At 72.6% G+C, this 21072-nt stretch carries 19 protein-coding genes and 1 tRNA gene; 11 read left to right on the top strand and 9 right to left on the bottom strand.

What is annotated here, in order from left to right; translation table 11 throughout:
• Positions 1–58: 58 nt before the first annotated feature.
• Complete coding sequence (locus tag ACZ56V_RS25165; RefSeq protein WP_398912542.1) at positions 59–310, top strand: hypothetical protein; 252 nt, start codon at positions 59–61, stop codon at positions 308–310.
• On the opposite strand, the gene dapA is transcribed toward ACZ56V_RS25165, so the two are convergent.
• Positions 295–1218, bottom strand: coding sequence for a 4-hydroxy-tetrahydrodipicolinate synthase (gene dapA, locus ACZ56V_RS25160; protein ID WP_467383947.1), 924 nt, complete (start codon positions 1216–1218; stop codon positions 295–297). The genes ACZ56V_RS25165 and dapA overlap by 16 nt on opposite strands.
• Before the next feature lie 182 nt (positions 1219–1400).
• Here dapA and ACZ56V_RS25155 point away from each other — a divergent pair, with 182 nt between their 5' ends.
• The 3 genes from ACZ56V_RS25155 (at position 1401) to ACZ56V_RS25145 (ending at position 3137) form a co-directional block, all read left to right on the top strand.
• A complete protein-coding gene (locus ACZ56V_RS25155; RefSeq protein ID WP_398912540.1) occupies positions 1401–1820 on the top strand; it encodes a phage holin family protein in 420 nt (139 codons plus the stop codon).
• Positions 1817–2281 (top strand): DUF3618 domain-containing protein, encoded by a 465-nt coding sequence (locus tag ACZ56V_RS25150; protein WP_467383946.1) that lies wholly within the window; start codon positions 1817–1819, stop codon positions 2279–2281. Before ACZ56V_RS25155 ends, ACZ56V_RS25150 begins: the two co-directional genes overlap by 4 nt.
• Positions 2282–2429: 148 nt before the next feature.
• Entirely contained in the window at positions 2430–3137 is a 708-nt protein-coding gene (locus ACZ56V_RS25145; RefSeq protein ID WP_468945379.1) for an antibiotic biosynthesis monooxygenase, read from the top strand.
• 30 nt (positions 3138–3167) lie between these two features.
• Here ACZ56V_RS25145 and ACZ56V_RS25140 read toward each other — a convergent pair whose 3' ends face one another.
• Positions 3168–5006: an endonuclease/exonuclease/phosphatase family protein gene (locus ACZ56V_RS25140; protein ID WP_468945376.1), complete on the bottom strand. Its 1839-nt coding sequence runs from the start codon at positions 5004–5006 to the stop codon at positions 3168–3170.
• 190 nt (positions 5007–5196) lie between these two features.
• On the opposite strand from ACZ56V_RS25140, the gene ACZ56V_RS25135 reads away from it, so the two are divergent.
• From ACZ56V_RS25135 to ACZ56V_RS25115, 5 genes are all read left to right on the top strand, one after another.
• The gene (locus tag ACZ56V_RS25135; RefSeq protein ID WP_398912536.1) at positions 5197–6624 is read left to right on the top strand and encodes a hypothetical protein; all 1428 of its coding nucleotides are present in this window, start codon (positions 5197–5199) and stop codon (positions 6622–6624) included.
• A gap of 290 nt (positions 6625–6914) precedes the next feature.
• Positions 6915–8384, top strand: coding sequence for a PhoX family protein (locus ACZ56V_RS25130; protein WP_398912535.1), 1470 nt, complete (start codon positions 6915–6917; stop codon positions 8382–8384).
• Positions 8385–8429: 45 nt separating this feature from the next.
• Positions 8430–8499, top strand: a tRNA-Ile gene (locus ACZ56V_RS25125).
• A 366-nt stretch (positions 8500–8865) separates the two neighbouring features.
• The gene (locus tag ACZ56V_RS25120) at positions 8866–10467 is read left to right on the top strand and encodes a TROVE domain-containing protein (protein WP_468945373.1); all 1602 of its coding nucleotides are present in this window, start codon (positions 8866–8868) and stop codon (positions 10465–10467) included.
• Positions 10468–10504: 37 nt separating this feature from the next.
• Positions 10505–11065, top strand: a complete 561-nt coding sequence (locus tag ACZ56V_RS25115; protein WP_467383939.1) for a TetR/AcrR family transcriptional regulator — start codon at positions 10505–10507, stop codon at positions 11063–11065.
• A 50-nt stretch (positions 11066–11115) separates the two neighbouring features.
• Here ACZ56V_RS25115 and ACZ56V_RS25110 read toward each other — a convergent pair whose 3' ends face one another.
• The 7 genes from ACZ56V_RS25110 to ACZ56V_RS25080 form a co-directional block, all read right to left on the bottom strand.
• Positions 11116–12327 carry a TerD family protein gene (locus ACZ56V_RS25110; protein ID WP_398912879.1) on the bottom strand — a complete coding sequence of 404 codons (1212 nt, stop codon included), beginning with the start codon at positions 12325–12327 and terminating at the stop codon, positions 11116–11118.
• Between the two features lie 231 nt (positions 12328–12558).
• The gene (locus tag ACZ56V_RS25105; RefSeq protein ID WP_123623098.1) at positions 12559–13548 is read right to left on the bottom strand and encodes a zinc-dependent alcohol dehydrogenase family protein; all 990 of its coding nucleotides are present in this window, start codon (positions 13546–13548) and stop codon (positions 12559–12561) included.
• Positions 13545–14420, bottom strand: a complete 876-nt coding sequence (locus ACZ56V_RS25100) for a carbohydrate ABC transporter permease (RefSeq protein WP_398912534.1) — start codon at positions 14418–14420, stop codon at positions 13545–13547. The genes ACZ56V_RS25105 and ACZ56V_RS25100 overlap by 4 nt, the downstream gene beginning before the upstream one ends.
• Entirely contained in the window at positions 14417–15361 is a 945-nt protein-coding gene (locus ACZ56V_RS25095; RefSeq protein ID WP_467383937.1) for a carbohydrate ABC transporter permease, read from the bottom strand. Before ACZ56V_RS25095 ends, ACZ56V_RS25100 begins: the two co-directional genes overlap by 4 nt.
• Complete coding sequence (locus ACZ56V_RS25090; protein WP_467383935.1) at positions 15358–16728, bottom strand: ABC transporter substrate-binding protein; 1371 nt, start codon at positions 16726–16728, stop codon at positions 15358–15360. The genes ACZ56V_RS25095 and ACZ56V_RS25090 overlap by 4 nt, the downstream gene beginning before the upstream one ends.
• A 95-nt stretch (positions 16729–16823) precedes the next feature.
• A complete protein-coding gene (locus tag ACZ56V_RS25085; RefSeq protein WP_398912531.1) occupies positions 16824–17594 on the bottom strand; it encodes a DeoR/GlpR family DNA-binding transcription regulator in 771 nt (256 codons plus the stop codon).
• 282 nt (positions 17595–17876) lie between these two features.
• On the bottom strand, positions 17877–18686 hold the full coding sequence (locus ACZ56V_RS25080; RefSeq protein ID WP_356367196.1) for an NAD-dependent epimerase/dehydratase family protein: 810 nt from the start codon (positions 18684–18686) through the stop codon (positions 17877–17879).
• Between the two features lie 206 nt (positions 18687–18892).
• On the opposite strand from ACZ56V_RS25080, the gene ACZ56V_RS25075 reads away from it, so the two are divergent.
• Both ACZ56V_RS25075 and ACZ56V_RS25070 read left to right on the top strand, forming a co-directional pair.
• Positions 18893–19843 carry a 5-dehydro-4-deoxyglucarate dehydratase gene (locus tag ACZ56V_RS25075; RefSeq protein ID WP_467383932.1) on the top strand — a complete coding sequence of 317 codons (951 nt, stop codon included), beginning with the start codon at positions 18893–18895 and terminating at the stop codon, positions 19841–19843.
• Positions 19840–21012, top strand: coding sequence for a hypothetical protein (locus ACZ56V_RS25070; protein ID WP_398912529.1), 1173 nt, complete (start codon positions 19840–19842; stop codon positions 21010–21012). Before ACZ56V_RS25075 ends, ACZ56V_RS25070 begins: the two co-directional genes overlap by 4 nt.
• Positions 21013–21072 lie beyond the last annotated feature (60 nt).

The raw sequence follows: 21072 nt of genomic DNA, 5'->3' as shown, positions 1-21072 counted from the left end.
ATGAACGGGTGGACGCAGAGTCCGATCAGAGGCCGATCCGACGAAACGAGGGGCCTGGATGACGCCTGGGACGACGAACGAGCGGATGGGGACCGTGGCACGCCTGCTGGCCGGGGCGGGTGCCGCGGTGCTGGTGTGCTGCGGGTCGGTGTGGGCGGCGGGGGCCGCGCACGCCGACGAGACGACGACCGGCTCGCACAACGGCCCCCGCGTGGGGCTCCTCAACGTCCACGTCGGACAGATCGACGACCCCGCGGAGGACGTGCTGGAGCACACCCTGCTGTTCGGCGACGGCTACGCCTGGAACTGACCGGTGCGGGCGGCCAGTTCCTCGTAGGCCGCCAGCAGGCCGGCCGTGGTCTCCCGGTCCGCGGGCCGCAGCGGCGCGCGGACCGGGCCGGCCGGGAGGCCCAGGGCGCCGAGGAGGGCCTTGGCGGTGACCGTGCCGGGCAGTCCGGCCGCCATCATCGACTCGATGAGCGGAATCGCCCGCCGCTGGAGCGCGGCGGCCCGCCCGGTGTCGCCCGCGTCGAAGGCGTCGAGGACGGCCCGGAACAGGTCCGGCACGACGTTGGCGACGGTGCTGACGTACCCCGCCGCTCCGACCGCGTACAGCGCGAGGACCTGCTCGTCGCAGCCCGCGTAGTACGCCAGGCCGGTGCGGGACAGCACCTTCTGGGTGCCGAGGAGGTCGTAGGCGCAGTCCTTGACGGCGACGATCCGCGGGTGCCCGGCGAGGCGGACCAGGGTGTCGGGTTCGACGCGGGTGCCGGTGCGGCCCGGGATGTCGTAGACCATCACGGGCAGCCCGCTCGCGTCGGCGACCTCGCGGAAGTGCGCCTCCAGGGCGTCCTGCGGAGGCCTGCTGTAGTACGGCGCGACCACCAGCAGCCCGTCGGCGCCCGCCTTCTCGGCAGCCAGGGCCAGTTCCACGGTGTGCCGGGTGTCCGATGTGCCGACCCCGGCGACCAGCGCCGCCCGGTCCCCGACCGCCTCCCGGACCGCCGTCACCAGCGCCGCCTTCTCGGCGTCCGTGGTGGTCGGCGACTCGCCCGTGGTGCCCGACAGCACCAGGCCGTCGCAGCCCCGGGAGACCAGGCGCCCGGCGAGCCGCCGGGCGCCGTCGAGGTCGAGGGCGCCGGACTCGGTGAAGGGCGTGACCATCGCGCACAGGGCGCGGCCGAAGGGGGCGGCGGGGCGGTCCTCGTCTGTCGTCATGGGAGTAGTGTCGGCGGCCGGACAGTGTAGCTCCACTTAATTCTTCTACGAGGTGTCTGTAAGGGATGCTTCAGGAATGGGGTGGTGCCCGGGCACCCGTGACGGCGTGGGCGGCGGTGGGGGTAGTGCCGTTCGGGCCGGGGTACCCGGGGTGCTCCGAACCGAGAGGAGGCGGGAACACCGTGACCGGAACCATGCACACCAGGCCGGTGCGCGACGAGCAGCACTCCGTGGGCGAACTCGTCGGGCAGGCCACCGAACAGCTCTCCCGGCTCGTGCGCCAGGAAGTGGCCCTGGCCAAGATGGAACTGGCCGAGAAGGGCAAGCGGGCCGGGCGCGGCGGCGGGATGCTGGGCGCCGCGGGCGCCATCGCCTACGTGGGCCTGTTCGCCCTGGCCGGCACGGCGGCCGCCGCGCTCTCGCTGGTACTGCCCGTCTGGGCCGCGGCGCTCATCGTGACGGCGGCGCTCTTCGTGATCGCCGGCGTCCTGGCCATGACCGGTCGCGCCCAGCTCCGCCGGGCCGTGCCGCCCAAGCCCGAGCAGACCCTCGGCAGCGTCAGGGCCGACGTCGACCAGATCAGGGAAAGGGCACATCGATGACCGACGCGACGAGCCGGGACGGTTCGAGGAGCGGCTCCACCGCGCAGCCGGTCGGCGGGGCGAAGGGCCCCGACGAGCTGCGCAGGCAGATCGAAGAGACCCGCGGCCGGCTCGGCGACACCGTGGAGGAGCTGGCGGGCAAGGCCGACGTCAAGGGCCGCGCCAAGGCCCGGGCCGCCGACCTGAAGGACAAGGCCGGCGCCATGAGCGTGCAACTGCGCAGTTCCGCCGCGCACGCCGGGCACGCCGTACAGGACAAGGCGGGCCGGGCCGGGCACACCGCGCAGGACAAGGCGGGCCGGGCCCGGGACGCCGCGGAGCGGCACACGCCGTCGGGACGGGCGCGCGGTGCGGTGCGGGCGGGGCTCGGGCACCCGCGCGCCGTGCTGGCCGCGGGGGCGGCGGCGGGCGTGGTGGTCGCGGCGAGCCTCGTGCGGCACCGCCGGCACGGGCACTGCTGAGCCCGGAGGGTGAGGCGCGGCGAGGGGCTCCGGGCGGGGCCCCTCGCCCCGTACGTCGTGCCGGCACGGGCAGGGCTTGACCTCAACCTTGGTCGAGGTCGGAGGGTGGTGCGTGCACCCGACAACCACCGATCACCGGAGGCCCGGCATGACCCGCCGCACCGACGCCCACCCCCGCCTCGCCCGCCCCGACGTCCTGGCGCCCTTCTTCAGCACCTGGCGGGTCGGCACCCCCGAACGGCAGCGGCAGACCGTCGACGCCATCGCCCGTACCTGGGAGAACCGGCCCTGGCCCGCCGAAGACCTGCGCGGCTACCACGTCTACACCGGGCACGACGGCAGCACCCTGCTGCACCACTCCCAGTGGGCGAGCGAGCAGGCGTACGAGGCCTTCGCGAAGGTGCACCGGCAGGAACGCGTCGACGAGATCGACACCGCCGTGCCGGGCATCGAACGGCTGGGCCTCGGCAGGTACCGGCACTACCGCGCCGCGACCCGCGAGCCCGGGGCGGCGGCCGTCGTCCCGGGCTGTGTCGTGATCGTCGAGGTCGAGTTCGAGGGGCCCGACCCCGACCGGCAGCGCGCCTGGGTCGACGCCGTCTTCGAGGCCCTGGAGAGCGAGCCGCGGCCGCACCCCGGCGGCATCTCCGCCCACTTCCACCTCAGTACCGACGGCACGCGCGTCCTCAACTACGCCGAGTGGGAGAGCGCGCGGGCCCACATCGACGCACTCGCCGCGCCGGGCGACGGTGTCGGCTCGGCGACGTCCCAGTGGGAGCGGGTACACAACTGGCCGGGCCTGAAGAGCAGCACGGTCGGTCGCTACGACCACGCGCTGGGCCTCGTGCCCCGCTGAAACCCCGCACCCGCCCCCACCGGGGTCCGGTCACGGACGGAACCGCAGCACCTGCGGGTCGTGGTCGCTGATCTGGTCGTGGAACTCGGCGTTGACGTGCACGCTGTCGTAGGACAGGTGGCCGTGGCGGACCGACGGGCTCACCAGGATCTGGTCCAGGACCTGGCTGTTGCCCTGGTAGACGTACGAGTAGCGCTCGCTCCTCGGCAGCGACTTCACCGCCGACCACAGGGCGCCGCCGTCCTCCAGGAGGCGCGCGGTCTCGGAGAACTCGAAGTCGTTGATGTCGCCGAGGGCGACGACGTCCGCGTTCTTCTGGGTGGCCAGGATCTCCTTCACGAAGGTGTTCACCACCTTCGCCTGGGCGTGGCGCTGGGTCTCCGAGCTGCGCGACGGCGGCTGGTACTGCGCCGTCAGACCCTGGTCGCCGCCCTTGGAGTTGAAGTGGTTGGCGATGACGAAGACCGTCCGGCCGCGGAAGACGAACTCACCGGCCAGCGGCTTGCGGCTGTCCTCCCAGGCCGGGTCCGCCGGGTCGACCCGGCCGGGGGAGAGGGTCAGCGCCGCCTTGCCGCGCACCTTGCGCACCCCGGTCGCCGTGGTGGCGTCGCCGCCCGCGCGGTCGGTGAAGGAGACCCTCTCCGGGTTGAACAGGAACGCCTGGCGGATGTTGCCGCCGGGCTCGCCGCCGTCCGCCTTGTCCACCGGGTCGATGCCCCGCCACTCGTAGCGGGGGCCGCCGGCCGCGACGATCGCGTCGATCAGCTTCCCGACCGTCGCGTCGGCCGCCACGGTGCCGTCGTCCGTGGCGCCGTTGTTGTCCTGGATCTCCTCCAGCGACACGATGTCGGGCGCCTTCAGATGGTGCACGATCGCGTCGGCGTGCGCGGCGAAGGTGTCGTCCGACGGGTCGAGGTTCTCGACGTTGTACGTCGCCACCGCCAGCTCGCGCGCGCTCTGCCGACGCGTCGACTCGCGCTCCGTACCGCCCTTCTCCAGGGCGCCGATCTCGCTCGCGACCAGCGTGTAGCCGCCGTACTGGTTGTAGTCCAGCGGACCGGCGGTGGTGCCGGCGAGGGTGTCGCCCACGTCGGCGGCGGGGAAGTCGGCCGGCTTGCCCAGCGACTGGATCTGCAGCCGTCCGGTGTTCTGATCGTCGTAGGAGCTATAGACCGTGCCACCGCGGCGGTTCGGGTTCTCCCAGGGCTTCACCGTGACCCACAACTCGGTGTACGGGTCCGAGGCGCCGACCACCCGGGCGTCGGCGACCCGGACGCTCATGCCCTCCAGCGACTCGTAGTAGTCCAGGGCGTACGCCCCCGGCCTCAGGGCCAGGCCGTTGACCGAGCCGTTCGCCGCCGCGTCGCCCGCGGGGGCGTACGCGTGGGGCACGGACCGGGCGGAGACGGTCGTCGCGGCCGGGAGGGCATTGCCGCCCGAGAGGACGGCGACCGTCGGGCGGGTGATCTCGGTCAACGACTGGTTCCCCGAGGAGGTGCCGCCGGGGACGTACTCCGAGACCGTGCCGGAGACGGTGACCGCGTCACCGACGGCGACCTGGGGGGCCTTGCTGGTGAAGACGAAGACGCCCTCACTGGTGGCCGGGTCCGCGTCGGGCCGCGGGTCCTGGATCCAGAAGCCCTTGGAGGAGCCGTAGTCCCGGACGCCGGTGACGATTCCGGCCACGTCCGTGACCTGGCGGCCGGCGTACGGGGACAGCCGGGTGCTGCCCTGGATGTCGTGGATCCGCACGGAGTCGGCCGGGGCTGAGCCGGCGTGCGCGGGCACGGTGAGGACGACGGTGGACGCCGCCGAGCAGACCGCGGCGACGGTGAGCGCGGCGAGGCGCGTGGAGGACTTGCTGGCCAACGGATCCCTCCGGGGATGTGACGTGGCGCGGGACTCTACGCGCGTCAATCTCCTGCCTGCTCCGGCCAGTTGTCAAGGTTTCGGCCATGTACACCACCCGACGGGGAGATGAACCGGGCGGCATGGGTGGAAACCCGTCTAGGCTGAGCAGTCGTACGGCGGTCAAGAGGCGCGCGAGGAGAAACTTCCGATGTCAGACAGCTCCACCCTGCCGCCCGCACGGCTGCGCCCCGAAGCGGAGCTGGCCCGCGACGCGCTGTCCGCGCCGGTGCTCGCCCGGGCCGCGCGGCTGGCCCGCTGGGCCGACGCCGGCACCCGCGTCGACGCCGGGGGCGGGCTCGTCGAGGAGCAGCTGCCCGCGGCGGCCGAGCAGCTCGGGCTGAGCGGGGACGACGCCGCCGCGTACGCGAGCGAGGCCTGGCGGATCGCCGTGGACACCGGGCTCGTCGAGATCACCGACGAGGAGGCGGGCACCGTGGCCGCGGGCGAGGACCTCGCCCTGCTCACCGGCGGCTCCCCGCAGGACGTGCTCGGGGTGTGGCTCACCGCCCTGGAGGCCGTGCTCGCCGACGCGAGCGTGCCCGACCTCGACGACCTGGTCGACGCGATGGCCGAGGGCGGCGAGGTCGACCTGTCGTCCCTCGACTGGGACCCCGACGCCGAGTCCGAGTTCCTCGACGGCGTGCTCGGCAACCTGTACCTGCTCACCGTCGGCGGGGACGGCCCCGGCGACAGCCCGGTGCCGCTGCCCGCGCTGGCCGCCTCCATGCTCGTGCCCAGCGACATGGGCGAGCCCAGCAACGAGGTCCTGGAGCAGGTGTCGGACGCGATGATGCGCCTGGACGACCAGTTCCGGCTGCTCGAACCGGTCGGCCTCGTCGAGTACCAGCCGGTCGACGAGGCGCTGATGGCCGACGCCGACGAGGAGCCCGCCGCCCCCGTCGACGAGGCCGACGTCAGCCGCTACGGCATGGTGCGGCTCACCCCGCTCGGCCTGTACGGACTGCGCGCCCGGCTCCTGGACGCCGGCTTCGAGGCCCCCGCCGTCGGCGACCTCGCCGACAAGGGAGCCGACGCGCTGCTCGACGGCACCGCCCCCTTCCCGCCGGCCGCGGCCCACGCCGAGACCGAGCTGTGGCTGGCCGGGCGGAGCCCGCTCGACGCCGCCCGCGAACTGCTGGCGGCGGCCCGCGGCTCCGACACCGGCGCGCCGCTGCGCCGGCTGCGCTGCCAGCAGGCGCTCTCCCTCGTCGGCGCGGAGGCCGAGCCCGCGCTGCGGGAGGTCCTCGACGACGCCGAACTGGGCGGCCTGGCCCGGGTGTGGCTCACCGAGCACGGGGCCCGGGACGTACCGGCGCCGTCGCAGGACATGGTCTTCTGGCTGACCATCGACACCGTCGCCGCGCAGCTCGCCGCCGAGGGCAACTCCGAGGAACTGCGCGCCCTGGTGGAGGGCCTCGCCCGCCAGCACAGCGGGTTCTTCGACACGGTCTGGCGGGTCGAGCACCCGGCCACGCCGGACGTCCTGGAGGCGATGGGGCGGCTGCACCCCGACAAGAAGATCGCCAAGGAGGCCCGCAAGGCGGCCTTCAAGGCACGCTCCCAGCAGGCCGGCTGACACCCGCCGGAGCGACCCGGCGATGCCCGGTCGGCCTCGTGGGCGGGACCCGGTGGCAGGTGAGCCGGTTGGCCTGCGGCCGGGAGGGGGTTGTCGGTCCTTGGCCGGGAGGAGGCGGGCGGGGCTCGGCCGGAGGGCGGGGGGTCGGGGCGCGGCGTGCGGGAGAGGTCTCCGCCAGTTCAGCTTCCGTTCAGGCGACGGCGGGATTCCTGTTCAGGCGCGGGCGGAAGCGTGACGCCGGACCGAGGTCCGCCACCCTCCACGGCTCGCCCACCGTCACAGGAGACACCATGTCGCTCACCCGCAGGGACTTCGCCAGTCGATCCGCGCTCACCGGCGCCGGGGTCGTACTGGCGGGCAGCGTCGGCGCCCTCGCCACCGCACCGAACGCCCTCGCGTCCACGGACACCGACCGCGTGGGGGAGGAGCACGGTCACGGGCACGACGGCCACCACGGTCACGGCGGAGTCGGCTACGGGCCGCTGATCCCCGACCCGGACGGCATCCTCGCCCTGCCCGCCGGCTTCCGGTACGAGATCATCACCTACTCCGGCCGCACGAAGCTGGAGTCCGGCGAGTACACCCCGTCCAACCACGACGGCACCGCCACCTTCGACGGTCCGCGCGGCACCACCCTCCTCGTCAACAACCACGAACTCGGCGGCCACCGCGACGACTGGCCGCACCCCGTCCCGCTCACCGAGGGCCTCGTCTACGACCCCGCCGCCGCCGGTGGCTGCACGGTCGTCGAGGTCCGCCGCGGCGGCCACGTCGCCGAGTGGGTCGGCATCGCCGGGACCGCCACCAACTGCGCGGGCGGCAGCACTCCGTGGGGCACCTGGCTGACCTGCGAGGAGACCGAGGACAAGGCCGGCAAGAACGGCATGACCAAGGACCACGGCTACGTCTTCGAGGTCGACCCCGAGGACCGGCGCGCCAACCGCGACCCCAAGCCGGTCAAGGCGCTCGGCCGCTACGCCCACGAGGCCGTCGTCATCGACCCCAAGCGGGGCCACGCCTACCTCACCGAGGACGCCTCGGGACCCAACGGCCTCCTGTACCGCTGGACCCCGCCGGAGCACTTCCGGCACGGCCGCGGCCGGCTGCGCACCCTCGCCGACGACGCCGGGGTCCTCCAGGCCTTCAAGTGCTTCGACTCCGGCGGCAAGTTCGTCGACGACCTGTCCCGCGCCACGAAGACCGGCACCGTCTACGGCGTCGACTGGGTCGACGTCCCCGACCGCGACGCGCGGACCACCTCCGTGCGCAAGCAGTTCGCCGCCGGTGAGGTCACCCGCGCGCGCAAGCTGGAGGGCATGTGGTGGGCCGACGGCGGCGCCTACATCGTCTCCTCCTTCGCCCGTGACGAGAGCCCCGGCCGCCCGCACGACGGCCAGGTCTGGTTCTACGACCCCAAGCGCCGCACCCTCACGCTGAAGGTCCTGCTCGGCGTCAACGCCGACCCGTCCGCCGACGGCGCCTTCGACGGCCCCGACAACATCACCGTCTCCCCGTACGGCGGTCTCGTCATCGCCGAGGACGGCGACGGCGTCCAGCACCTGTTCGGCGCCACCGACAGCGGCCGCACCTATCCCATCGCCCGCAACGAACTGAACCTGGGCACCGAGGACGACCCCGAATACAGCGAGTTCACCGGCGTCACCTTCTCGCCCGACGGCCGGACCCTCTACGCCAACATCCAGACCCCCGGCATCATGCTGGCCATCACCGGGCCGTGGAAGCGCCAGAAGCGCAGCTGATTAATTCGCTCGCCCGAGCAGTGGCCGCCCTTTTAGAGTGATGAACGTCCAGGTGCGAAGGCAGGACCTACTTCCACTGATAATGGGGCGGTCACGGGTTCGAGTCCCGTCACCGGCACAACGCGCCGGTGTAGCTCAGGGGTTGGAGCACCTTGTCGGTTCCGCCGACCTGAACTCTGGACACCCATAACTTCACGCACCTCCCGGTGCGCGGGCCGCGGCTACTTCTTCTCTCAAAAGAATCCCATGCCGCTGTCCACTTGATCTCGGGAGGCTCAGCAGTCGAGGGGTGCCCGGTGCGCAGGCAGCGGATACTTCCTGGATCGGACGGTTGCGGGTTCGAATCCCGTCATCGACTTCGGGTCGGTGTAGCTCAATTCGGCAGAGCATCCGACTGTTCCCGTCGCCGATTCTGACCTCGGGCACCCTTCTGCCGCCGTGCCTCCCTCCGACATCATTCCAGAATTCGGGGGAATTCATCATGGCGCGATTCAACACCAGGACCGCGAAGGCACAGCCCGCCTCGCGCGTGACCTCGACGGGCCGCGTGCTGCGCACCTTCGAGGGCGGTCGGGGCACCGAGCGCGACCCGCGCTCCGAGCTTTTTCTGCTCGCGGTCGCCAACTTCGTCTCCCAGCGGACCTTCTACGAGACCGGCGCCGCTCGCGACGACCGCTTCGCCACGCTCGTGCGCGAACTCGCCCTCAGCGACCCGTCGTGGACGGCCGGCCTGCTCGGCTGGCTGCGCGGCGAGGGCAACCTGCGCACCGCCTCCATCGTCGGCGCCGCCGAGTACGTCAAGGCCCGCCTCGACGGCGGCGTCACCGACGGACCGTCGAACCGGCAGGTCGTCGCCTCCGTCCTGCAGCGTCCCGACGAGCCCGGCGAGCTGCTCGCCCACTGGACGGCGACCTACGGCCGCGCCGTGCCCAAGCCGGTCAAGCGGGGGATCGCCGACGCCGTACGGCGGCTCTACCACGGCAAGTCGCTGCTGAAGTACGACACCGCGTCCAAGGGGTACCGCTTCGGCGACATTCTCAACCTGGTGCACGCCGCGCCCGACCCGGACAAGCCATGGCAGGGCGAGCTGTTCCAGTACGCCCTCGACCGCCGGCACAACCCGGACACCGCCGTGCCGCCCGCCTCGAACCGCGTTCTGACCACGCACCGCGAGCTGATGGCGCTGCCCGTCGCCCAGCGGCGAGCGGTGGTCACGGCTCCCGACGGTGCCGAGCGGCTCGCGGCGGCGGGCATCACGTGGGAGATGCTGGCCGGCTGGCTCCAGGGCCCGATGGACAAGGCCGCCTGGGAGGCGGTGATCCCGTCCATGGGAGCGACGGCATTGCTCCGCAACCTGCGGAACTTCGACGAGGCCGGCGTCTCGGACGAGGTCGCCGCCCGGGTCGCGGCGCGGATCAGCGACCCGGCCGAGGTGGCGCGCTCGCGGCAGTTCCCCTTCCGCTACCTCGCCGCGTACCGGCACGCGCCGTCGCTGCGCTGGTCGTACCCGCTGGAGCAGGCGCTCGGCCACTCGCTGGCCAACGTGCCCGCGCTGGCAGGCCGGACGCTCGTCCTCGTGGACCGCTCGGGCTCGATGTTCCACTCGCGGATGTCGGACCGCTCCGAGCTGACCCGGGCCGACGCGGCGGCGGTCTTCGGCACGGCGCTGGCGCTGCGGGCGGCCGACGCGGACCTGGTGGAATTCGGTTCGTCGAGCAACCGCGTGACGTACCGCGAGGGCGAGTCGGTGCTGAAGGTCCTGGACCGCTTCGGCGACCTCGGCGGCACCGACACCACCGAGGCGGTACGGCGCCACTACAAGCGGCACGACCGGGTGCTGATCGTCACCGACGAGCAGTACGCGTACAGCCGGCACGGCGACCCGACCGAGCAGGTGCCGCGGGACGTGCCCGTCTACACCTGGAACCTCGCCGGGTACCGGGCGGGCCACGGTCCGTCGGGCCAGGCGAACCGGCACACCTTCGGCGGCCTCTCGGACGCAGCGTTCCGGATGGTGCCGCTGCTCGAGGCGGGCCGGGACGCCGACTGGCCCTGGGACCTGCGGCGCGAGCCCGCGCGGTAGGGTGCCCGGAAGGTTGCCCGCTGTGCAGGGAGGGGCTGTGGCGCAGGTCAGGCCCATGCGGGCGGATGCCCGGCGTAATCGTGAGCGGTTGCTGGCGGTGGCGGCGGAGGCGTTCGCCGAGCACGGCGAGGGTGCCTCCCTGGACTACATCGCCCGGCGGGCCGGGGTGGGGGTCGGCACCCTGTACCGGCACTTCCCGACCCGGCAGGCGCTGTTGGAGGCCGCCTACCTCGAACGCGTCGAGGCGATCGCGGCCCGCGCCGACGTGATCGCGGCCGCGCGGCCGCCGGGCGCGGCGCTCCTGGCGTGGCTCGACGAGCTGGCCGTCGGGATGCTCCAGGTGCGCGGGCTCAAGGCGCTGCTCGGTACGGCCGTCACCGGCGGCGGACCCGCGTGCGGCGACTGCGTGCGCGGCGCGGCGACCCGGCTGGTGCGGGCCGCGCAGCAGACCGGTGCGCTGCGGCCGGACGTCGAGCCGGTCGAGGTGCTGCGACTGCTGCACGGCGTGGTGACGGCGGCCGAGGCGGCCGGCGAGGTGGACGGGACGGCCGCGCGCCGGTATCTGTCGCTGCTCATGGAGGGTCTGGCGAGGCCGTAGGGGCCGCCGCCGCCCGCGGGACGGCGGCGGCCCCTACGGTGTGCGGGCGCCTACAGGGCCTGCGCGGCCGGCTTCACCATGCCGCGGACCGTGCGGGACTTGACGAAGTCGCCGATGGCGGTCATCTCCCACTCGCCCGAGTACTGGCGGATCAGCTTCGCCATCATCACGCCGGTCTGCGGCTCGGCGCTGGTGAGGTCGAAGCGGACCAGCTCCTCGCCGCTCGCGGCGTCGATGAGGCGGCAGTACGCCTTGGCGACCTCGGTGAACTTCTGGCCCGAGAACGAGTTCACCGTGAAGACCAGGCCGCTGACCTCCTGCGGGAGCCGGCCGAGGTCCACGACGATCACCTCGTCGTCGCCGCCGCCCTCTCCGGTCAGGTTGTCGCCGGAGTGCTTGATCGCGCCGTTCACGATCGAGAGCTTGCCGAAGTAGCAGCTGTCGATGTGGTTGCGCTGCGGGCCGTAGGCGATGACGGACGCGTCCAGGTCGATGTCCTTGCCGCGGTACGCCGGCTCCCAGCCGAGGCCCATCTTGACCTGCGAGAGCACCGGGCGGCCGCCCTTGACGAGGGACACCGTCTGGTTCTTCTGGAGGCTGACCCGGCCCTTGTCGAGGTTGATCTTGCCGGTGCCCGGGGCGGGCGCGGCCGGCGCGGCGGCGGGCGGGGCGGGCGGGGCGGCGGGCATCGTGGGCGCCGCGGCGGGCGGGGGCGGGGGAGTGACCGCCTGGGGCTGCGGCGGGGTGGCCGGCTGGGCCGGGGCCGCCGGTTCCTCCACCGAGACACCGAAGTCCGTCGCGATGCCGGCCAGGCCGTTGGCGTAGCCCTGGCCGACCGCGCGGGCCTTCCAGGCGCCGTTGCGCAGGTAGACCTCGACGATCACCAGGGCGGTCTCGGCGCCGAGCTGCGGGGGCGTGAAGGTGGCGAGCACGGAGTTGTCGTCCGCGTTGCGGATGGTGGCGGTCGGCTCGATGCCCTGGAAGGTCTGGCCGGCGGCGTCCGGGCTGGCGGTGACGACGATCTTCTCGATGCCCGGGGGGACGGCGGAGGTGTCCACCACGATCGCGTCCGGGGCGGTGCCGCCGCCGGAGCGGTAGGTCACGCCCTGGCCGGTGGGCTGGTTGTAGAAGATGAAGTCGTCGTCGGAGCGCACCTTGCCGTCGGCGGTGAGCAGCAGGCCCGATACGTCGAGCCGCACGGGGGCGGCGACGTCCACCGTCACGCGGGCGGCGGAGAGGGGGATGTTCGAGCCGGGGGTCATAGCTGTCATGCCGGGTGAACGAGCGAGGGCGTTTTACCGTTCCCTTACCCGGGGGCCAATCGGGGGGCGGGGGTGATGGGGGCGGCGGACTCAGGGTTTTCGCCCCCGCCGCCCCTTCCCGTCCCTTCGCGTCTCTGGGGGCTGCCGCCCCCAGGCCCCCGCTTTCGGCCTGAACGGCCTCGTCCTCAAACGCTGGACGGGCTGGGTGTGCCGGGCGTTGGCTGGAAAGGGCTAGGGCACGACCACGATCTTCCTTCCCACGCCCGCCGCGAACTGCTCCAGGGCCTGGGGGTAGCGGGCCAGTTCGATGCGGTCGCTGATGAAGACGTCCGGGTCGAGGACACCGTTCGCGAACAGCTCCGCCGCGCGCTCGTAGCTGTGGAGGACCGCCATGGAGCCCGTGATGGTGATCTCCTGGTTGTAGATGCGGTACGGGTCGATCTGGACGCGCGTGGCGTAGTCGGCCACGCCGAACTGGAGGAAGGTGCCGGCCTTGGCGACCCGGTCCAGGCCGTCCTGGATCGCCGCCGCGTTGCCGGTGGCGTCGATGACCAGGTCCCAGCCCTGGGGGCGGTCCAGCTCGTCGGGGGTGGCGGCCGAGGCCGAGACGCCGAGGCCGCGGGCGGTCTCCAGGCGGGCCGGGTTGAGGTCGACCATGTCGACGCTGGCCGCGCCGGTGCGCTTGGCCAGCTCCAGCATCATCAGGCCCATCGTGCCGGAGCCGTAGATCAGGACGTGGGCGCCGAGGCGGGACTGGAGGACGTCGTAGCCGCGGACGGCGCAGGAGAGCGGTTCGATCAGGGCCGCGTCCTGGGTGCGGACGTGCTCGGGGAGCTTCACGCAGTTCGCGACCGGCGCCACCGCGTACTGGGCCGCGCCGCCCGCCGTCGTCACGCCGATGGCGGCCCAGCGCTCGCAGAGGTTGTTGTGGCCGGTGCGGCAGTAGCGGCACTCGTAGCAGTAGAGGGAGGGGTCGACCGCGACCTGGTCGCCGACCGCCACCTCCGTGACCTGGGCGCCTACGCCGACGACCTCGCCGGCGAACTCGTGGCCCGGCACGATCGGGAGCTTGGGCGCGAACTCGCCCTGGAGGATGTGCAGGTCGGTGCCGCACAGGCCGCAGGCGGCGACCTCGACGACGACCTCGCGCGGCCCTGGCGTCGGGTCCGGGACCTCGGTGACGACGGCGCGGCCCACGGACTCGATGACGGCGGCCTTCATTTCACGGCTCCCAACGACAGGCCCTGGACCAGTTTGTCCTGGGCGGCGAACCCCGCGGCGAGCACCGGCAGGGAGATGACGAGCGACGCGGCGCACACCTTGGCCAGGAAGAGGCCCTGGCTGGTGATGAAGCCGGTCAGGAAGACGGGGGCGGTCTCGGCGACCACGCCCGTCAGCACCCGGGCGAAGAGCAGTTCGTTCCAGCTGAAGATGAAGCAGATCAGGGACGTGGCGGCGATGCCCGGGAGGGCGATGGGGGCCACCACCCGGAGGAGGATCGTGGGCAGTTTCGCGCCGTCCACCCGGGCCGCCTCGATGATCGCGACCGGGACCTCGGCCAGGAAGGACTGCATCATCCAGACCGCGATCGGCAGGTTCATCGACGTGTAGAGGATGACAAGCAGCCAGATGTTGTCCAGCATGTCGGTGTTCTTGGCGAACAGGTAGATCGGCAGCAGGCCCGCCACCACCGGCAGCATCTTGGTGGAGAGGAAGAAGAACAGGACGTCCGTCCACTTCTTCACCGGGCGGATGGACAGGGCGTAGGCGGCGGGCAGGGCCAGGACCAGGACGAAGAGGGTGGAGGCGATCGACGCCACGGCCGAGTTGGCCAGCGCCGGCCAGGGACTGGCGCCGCCGCCCGCGCCGAAGAACTCGCGGTAGCCGTCCAGCGTCAGCGACGCCGCGAAGGACGGCGGGTTGGTGGCGGCGTCCGACTCCGAGTGGAAGGAGGTCAGCGCCATCCAGGCGATGGGCAGGAAGAAGACGATGCCGACCAGCCAGGCGACCAGGCCGAGGCCGGCACCGGTCCTGCGGCGGGCGGGTGCGGGCTTGGCGTCGGTGACGACGGGGCGTACGGCGGTGGCGGTCATGCGCGGCCGACCTCCTCGCGGAACAGGGACGACACCACGCGCAGCGCGAAGGTGGCGATGATGATCGAGCCGATGACGACCAGGACGCCCGCGGCCGACGCGAGGCCGTTCTCGTGGGCCTGGTAGAAGCTCTGGTAGACGGTGTAGGGCAGGTTGGCCGTGCCCAGGCCGCCGGACGTGATCGTGAAGACCGCGTCGAAGTTCTGGACTATGTAGATCGAGCCGAGCAGGGCGCCGAGTTCCAGGTAGCGGCGCAGGTGGGGGAGGGTGAGGTGGACGAAGATCTGCCAGTCGCCCGCGCCGTCCACCCGGGCGGCCTCGATCTGCTGCTGGTCCCGGCTCTGCAGTCCGGCCAGCAGGATGAGCATCATGAACGGCGTCCACTGCCACACCAGTGAGGCCTCGACCGCGAGCAGCGGGGTGTTCGAGATCCAGTCCGGCTGGGGTCCGCCGACGTAGTGCAACAGGCCGTTGAGCAGGCCGTATTCGGGGTTGTAGAGGACGTGCTTCCAGAGCAGGGCCGCCGCCACCGGGACCACCAGGAACGGGGCGATCAGGAGGGTGCGGACCACGCCGCGGCCCTTGAACCTCCGGTCGAGGAGCAGGGCGAGGGCCAGGCCGAGGACCAGGCTGACCAGGACGACCGCCACGGTGAGCAGGATCGTCGTCCACACCGACTTGCGCAGGGCGGGGTCGCTCAGGACGTCGCCGTAGTTGGCGAAGCCGGTGAAGTGGCGGGCGTCGGGATAGAGGGCGTTCCAGTCGAAGAAGGAGATCACCAGGGTCGCCACGAAGGGCAGCTGGGTGACCACGACCATGAAGACCAGGGCGGGGAGGAGGGGGGCGCGGGTGGCCCAGACGCGCAGCCGGTTGGACGGCGGGCGGACGGTGGGGCGGGTGTGTTCGGGTGCGGCCGAGGGGGCCGTTGTGGTGGCGGTCATCGTCCCTCGTACTCCTCGGAGATCTTCTCGGCGAGCTGCTGGGACTTCTTCAGGGCCTCCTCGACGGACTGGCGTCCGGCGATGGCCGCGCTGATCTCCTGGGAGACCTTGGTACCGAGGTCGGTGAACTCGGGGATGCCGACGAACTGGATGCCGGGCGCGGGCCGCGGCTGCACGCCGGGGTCCTTGGGCCTGGCGCCCTCGATGGCCTTGCGGGTCATCTCCTGGAAGGCGGCGGCCTCCTTGACGTAGGCCGGGTTCTCGTACGTCGAGGCGCGCTTGCCGGCCGGGACGTTGGACCAGCCGATCTCGTCGCCGACCAGCTGCTCGTACTCCTTGCTGGACGCCCAGGAGACGAACTTCCAGGCCTTGTCGGAGTTGCGGGAGGCCTTCTGGATGCCCCAGGCCCAGGTGTAGAGCCAGCCGGAGGAGTCCGTCTTCTCCACGGGCGCCGGGGCGTAGCCGATCTTGCCCTTGACCGGGGACTTGGCGGCGTCCAGGGAGCCGGCCGCCGAGGTGGCGTCGTACCACATGGCGACCTTGCCCTGGGTCATGTTGTTCAGGCACTCGGCGAAGCCGGACTGGGCGGCGCCGGACTCGCCGTGCTCGCGGACCAGGTCGACGTAGAACTTCGTGGCCTTCTGCCACTCGGGGGAGTCGAGCCGGGCCTGCCAGTCCTTGTCGAACCAGGTGCCGCCGAAGGTGTTCACGACCGTCGTCAGGGGTGCCATCAGCTCGCCCCAGCCGGGCAGTCCGCGCAGGCAGATGCCCTTCATGCCGGGTTGGGACCCGTCGAGTTTCTCGGCGAAGCCGGCCACCTGGGTCCAGGTGGGGTGTTCAGGCATCTCAAGGCCCGCCTTGGCGAAGAGGTCCTTGCGGTACATCAGGAAGGAGGACTCACCGTAGAAGGGCTGGCCGTAGAGCTTGCCGTCGTCGCCGGTGAGGGACTCGCGCATCGGGCCGAGGACGTCCTGCTCGTCGTAGGCCGGGTCCTTGGCGACGTAGGAGTCCATCTCGTGCAGCCAGTCGTTGCGGGCGTAGATCGGTATCTCGTAGTTGGAGAGGGTGGCGGCGTCGTACTGGCCGGCCTGGTTGGCGAAGTCCTGGCTGATCTTGTCGCGGACGTCGTTCTCCGGCAGGACGGTGAAGTTCACCTTGATGCCGGTCTCCTTGGTGAAGTGGTCGGCGGTGAGTTTCTGCAGTTCGACCATCTGCGGGTTGTTGACCATCAGGACGTTGATGGCGTTGCCGCCGGATCCGGCGCCGCCCGCCCCGACCCAGCAGCCGGTGAGCAGCGGGGCGAGCAGCGTCCCTGCGGCGGCCATGGCGAGCGTGGCTCGCGGCCTCCGTCGGCTCTGGGTTCGCATGGATCGCTCCTGAACGTATGGGGAGGTATGGGGAGGTAAGGGGCAGTGGAGGGTGTGGGTGTGCCGTGCGGGGTCCGGTGGGTCCGGGTCGGTTCTCAGACGCGGATGATTTGGGGGCCCAGCAGGGAGTAGCGGTGGGCCTCGGCCGTGGGCAGCAGGGTGCTGGTGACTATGGCCTCCAGGGCGCCGACCTCCGCGAAGCGGCAGAAGCTCACCGCCCCGAACTTGGTGTGCGCGCCGACGAACACCGTGCGGCGGGCGGCCCGGATGGCCTGCGCCTTGACCTCGCTGACCGCGGGGTCGGGGGTGGTGAGGCCGTGCTCGCGGGAGATGCCGTTGGCGCCGATGTAGGCCAGGTCGACGACGAAGCCGGCCAGCATCTTCGTCGTCCAGTGGTCGACGGTGGCCAGGGTGCCCGAGCGGACCCGGCCGCCGAGCAGCAGGACGGAGGTGTCACCGGCCTCCGCGAGCGCGCCGGCGACCGGCAGGGACGCGGTGACCACGGTCAGCGGCCGGTCCCTGGGCAGTGCCTCGGCGATGAGCTGGGGGGTGAAGCCCTCGTCGACGAAGACCGTCTCCGCGTCGCCGAGCAGTTCCACGGCCGCGGACGCGATCCGGCGCTTCTCGGGCACGTGGCTGGTGGCGCGGAAGGCGAGCGTGGTCTCGAACCCGGCGCTCTCCACCGGGTAGGCGCCGCCGTGGGTACGGCGGACCAGGCCGTGGTCCTCCAGGGCGCGCAGGTCCCGTCGTACGGTCTCCTTGGCGACGCCCAGTTCGGCGGCGAGCGCGGTGACGTCGACCGAGCCGGTGGCGCGGGCCACGCGCACGATCTCGTGCCGACGCTCTTCCGTCGTCCTCGTGTTCATGCCGAACACCCGCCTCACCGCCTCGTCGCCGTGTGCTTGCCCGTTCGGGCCCCTGCGGCCCTTGGAGGAAGTTCTACAGCGACCGCGCGGCACTGACCAGGTCTGTTGCGGACCCGATGCTGCCCGGGTGTGCCCGTTTGCGGTCCCGGGTGCCCGTCTCGGACCTGGGGCGCAGCGCGGGTCGGGGTGGGAACGGGCAGCGCGGATGCCCGCATGCGGAAGCGGACGGGCCCGTTCGGTGCCCGTCCGCTCCTTCGAGGGTTCTGCGGGGTCGTCTTCCGGTCAGTACGGCCAGATCGGGGGGTCGGTCACGAAGTGGCCGCCCAGGCGGGCGTGCGCCGGGTCGCCGGGGTCGAGGTCGCCCTGCTCGGCGATCAGCTTCTCGGCGTACGGCTCGGAGTCGTCCCGGGGTTCGTAACCGAGTGCCCGCGCGGAGGTGAGGTCCCACCACAGCCGGGTGTTGGCGGAGGAGCCGTGGACGACGGTGTGCCCGACGTTCTCGGCGGTGAGGGCCGCGTGGAACAGGCGGGCGCCGTCCGCGGGGCTCATCCACACCGAGAGCATGCGCACGCTGGTCGGCTCGGGGAAGCAGGAGCCGATGCGCACGGAGACGGTCTCGATGCCGTGCTTGTCCCAGTAGAGCTGGGCGAGGTCCTCGCCGAAGCACTTGGACAGGCCGTAGTAGGTGTCCGGGCGGCGCGGCGTGTCGACCGGGATGAGGGGGTCGTCGCCCCGCGGGCGCGGGGTGTAGCCGACGGCGTGGTTGGAGGAGGCGAAGACGATGCGGCCGACGCCCTCCTCGCGGGCGGCCTCGTACAGGTTGTACGTGCCCTCGATGTTGGCCTTCAGGATCTTCTCGAAAGAGGCTTCCAGGGAGATGCCCGCGAGGTGGATGATCGCGTCGACGCCCCGGACCGCCTCGCGCAGGGCGTCCCGGTCGGCGAGGTCGGCGACGATCGCGTCCGGCTCGCCGTCGATCGGGCGCAGGTCGAGCAGGCGCAGCTCGTAGCCGTGTTCGGGGAGCAGTTCCCGCATCAGGGTGCCGAGGCCGCCGGCGGCGCCGGTGAGCAGGACGGTGCGGGGAGCGGGCATCCTCGGGACTCCTAGGTCGGTCTGTAGTAATGGCGTACGCGTGCGTGCGTGCCGGTGTGTGCCTCACGTTCAGATGCGTGGACACGCTAAGGAGCGGGTGGTCGGGCGTCAAGAGGGCGCCTGCTTGACGGTGTTCGCGGGGCGGCTTAGCGTGGTCGCGTTCAGAAATGTAGACGCAGGTCATAGATATGGAATGGGGAGCGCCCGTGACCTCAGCCCCTCTCGCCACTCGGCTCACCGCGCCCAGCGGCCCGCTGTTCTTCCCCGTCACGGCGTACGGACCCGACGGCGGACTCGACCTGGACGTCTACCGCACCCATGTGCGCCGCGGGGTCGAGGCGGGTGCCGCCGCCGTGTTCGCCTGCTGCGGCACCGGCGAGTTCCACGCCCTGACGCCCGAGGAGTTCGCGGCCTGCGTCCGCGCGGCCGTCGAGGAGAGCGCGGGCCGGGTGCCCGTCCTCGCGGGCGCTGGCTACGGCACCGCCCTCGCCGTGCGCTACGCCCGCCTCGCCGAGGAGGCCGGGGCCGACGGGCTGCTCGCCATGCCGCCCTACCTGGTGCTCGCCGGGCAGGAGGGGCTGGTGCGGCACTACCGCGAGGTGGCGGCCGCGACCGCGCTGCCCGTGATCGTCTACCAGCGCGACAACGCCGTGTTCACCCCCGGGAGCGTCGTCGAACTGGCCCGCACCGACGGCATCGTCGGCCTCAAGGACGGGCTCGGCGACCTCGACCTCATGCAGCGGACCGTCAGCGCGGTGCGCACGGAACTGCCCGGCGAGGAGTTCCTGTACTTCAACGGACTGCCGACCGCCGAGCAGACCCAGCTCGCCTACCGCGCGCTCGGCGTCACCCTCTACTCGTCCGCCGTGTTCTGCTTCGCCCCCGAGATCGCCCTCGCCTTCCACCGGGCGCTGCGCGAGGGCGACGACACCACGGTGCACCGGCTGCTGGACGGCTTCTACCGGCCGTTCGTCGAACTGCGCGCCCGGGGCCGCGGATACGCCGTCGCCCTGGTCAAGGCGGGCGTACGGCTGCGCGGTCTGGACGTGGGGGAGGTGCGGACGCCGCTGGAGGAGCCGGCCGAGGAGCACGTGAAGCAGCTCGCGGGGATCATCGAGCGCGGTCAGGCGCTGCTCCGGGAAGGGGCCGGCCGGTGAAGGCGTCGGCGTTCGTCTACCCCTGGGACGTGGGCGGCGACCCGGAAGCCCCCGCGCGCGTCGCGGACCTCGGCGTGGCCCAGGTGACCCTCGCCGCCGCCTACCACTCCACCCGTGCCCTCACCCCCCGCCACCCGCGCCACCGCGTCGTCACCGCCGAGCACGCCGCCGTCCTCTACCCGCCGGACGCCGCCCGCTGGGAGGGCCGCGGCCTGCGCCCGTACGAGGCCGGGGACTGGGCGCCCGGCGACGCGTACGGCGAGGCCGCCGCAGCCCTCGCGGACGCGGGCCTCCAGGTGCACACCTGGGTCGTCCTCGCCCACAACTCCCGCCTCGGCGCGGAACATCCGCACACCTCCGTCGTCAACGCCTACGGCGACCGCTACCCCTGGGCGCCCTGCATCGCCCAGCCCGCCACCCGCGCCTACCTCACCGACCTGGCCGCCGAGGCGGCGGTGCGGCCCGGGGCGCACGGCACGGAACTGGAGTCGCTGGGCTGGTACGGGCTCGCCCACCTGCACGCCCACGACAAGACCGGCGGAGTGGCCCTCGGGGACGCCGGGCAGTACCTGATGTCGCTGTGCTTCTGCCCCGACTGCCGGGCGGGCTACGGCGGTCAGGGCCTCGACGCCGACGCACTCGCCGCCGCCGTGCGCACCGCGCTGGAACCGGTCTGGCGGGGTACGGCGCCCTCGGACGGGGGCTGGGCGGGCGTCGAGAAGCTCCTCGGGGCGGCGGCCGCGAACGCCACGCGCGCGTGGCGGGACGACAGGGCCCGCACGCTCCAGGAGGCGGCGGTCTCGGCGGTCCGCGCCGCCGCGCCCGACGGCTTCCAGGTCCTGCTGCACGCCGACCCGGTGTCCTACCACTGCGGCGCCAACGCCGGCGTCGACCCCGCGCACATCCTCTCCGTCGCGGACGGCGTGGTCGTCCCCTGCACGGGCGGCGCGGGCCTGCTGACGCCGTTCGCCGAGCAGGGCGCCGACGGGGCCGTCCTCGCCGCCAACCTCACGGTGGTCTCGGGCATGGGCGGCAGCCCCCGCACCCTTGCCGCCGACGCCGCCCGCGCCCGGGACCTGGGGGCGACGGAACTGCGGCTGTATCACGCGGGGTTGGCGTCGGACGGGGATCTGGAGGGGGTGCGGACGGGGCTCGCGGCCCTCACGTAAGGTGCCGACGAGGGGGTCCGGGCCGGTCGGCACCGGCTGACCTCGGCACCCCTCGTCGCG

The sequence above is a fragment of the Streptomyces sp. NPDC034099 genome (assembly GCF_055575415.1).
This window is presented reverse-complemented; position numbering and strand designations above follow the sequence as displayed.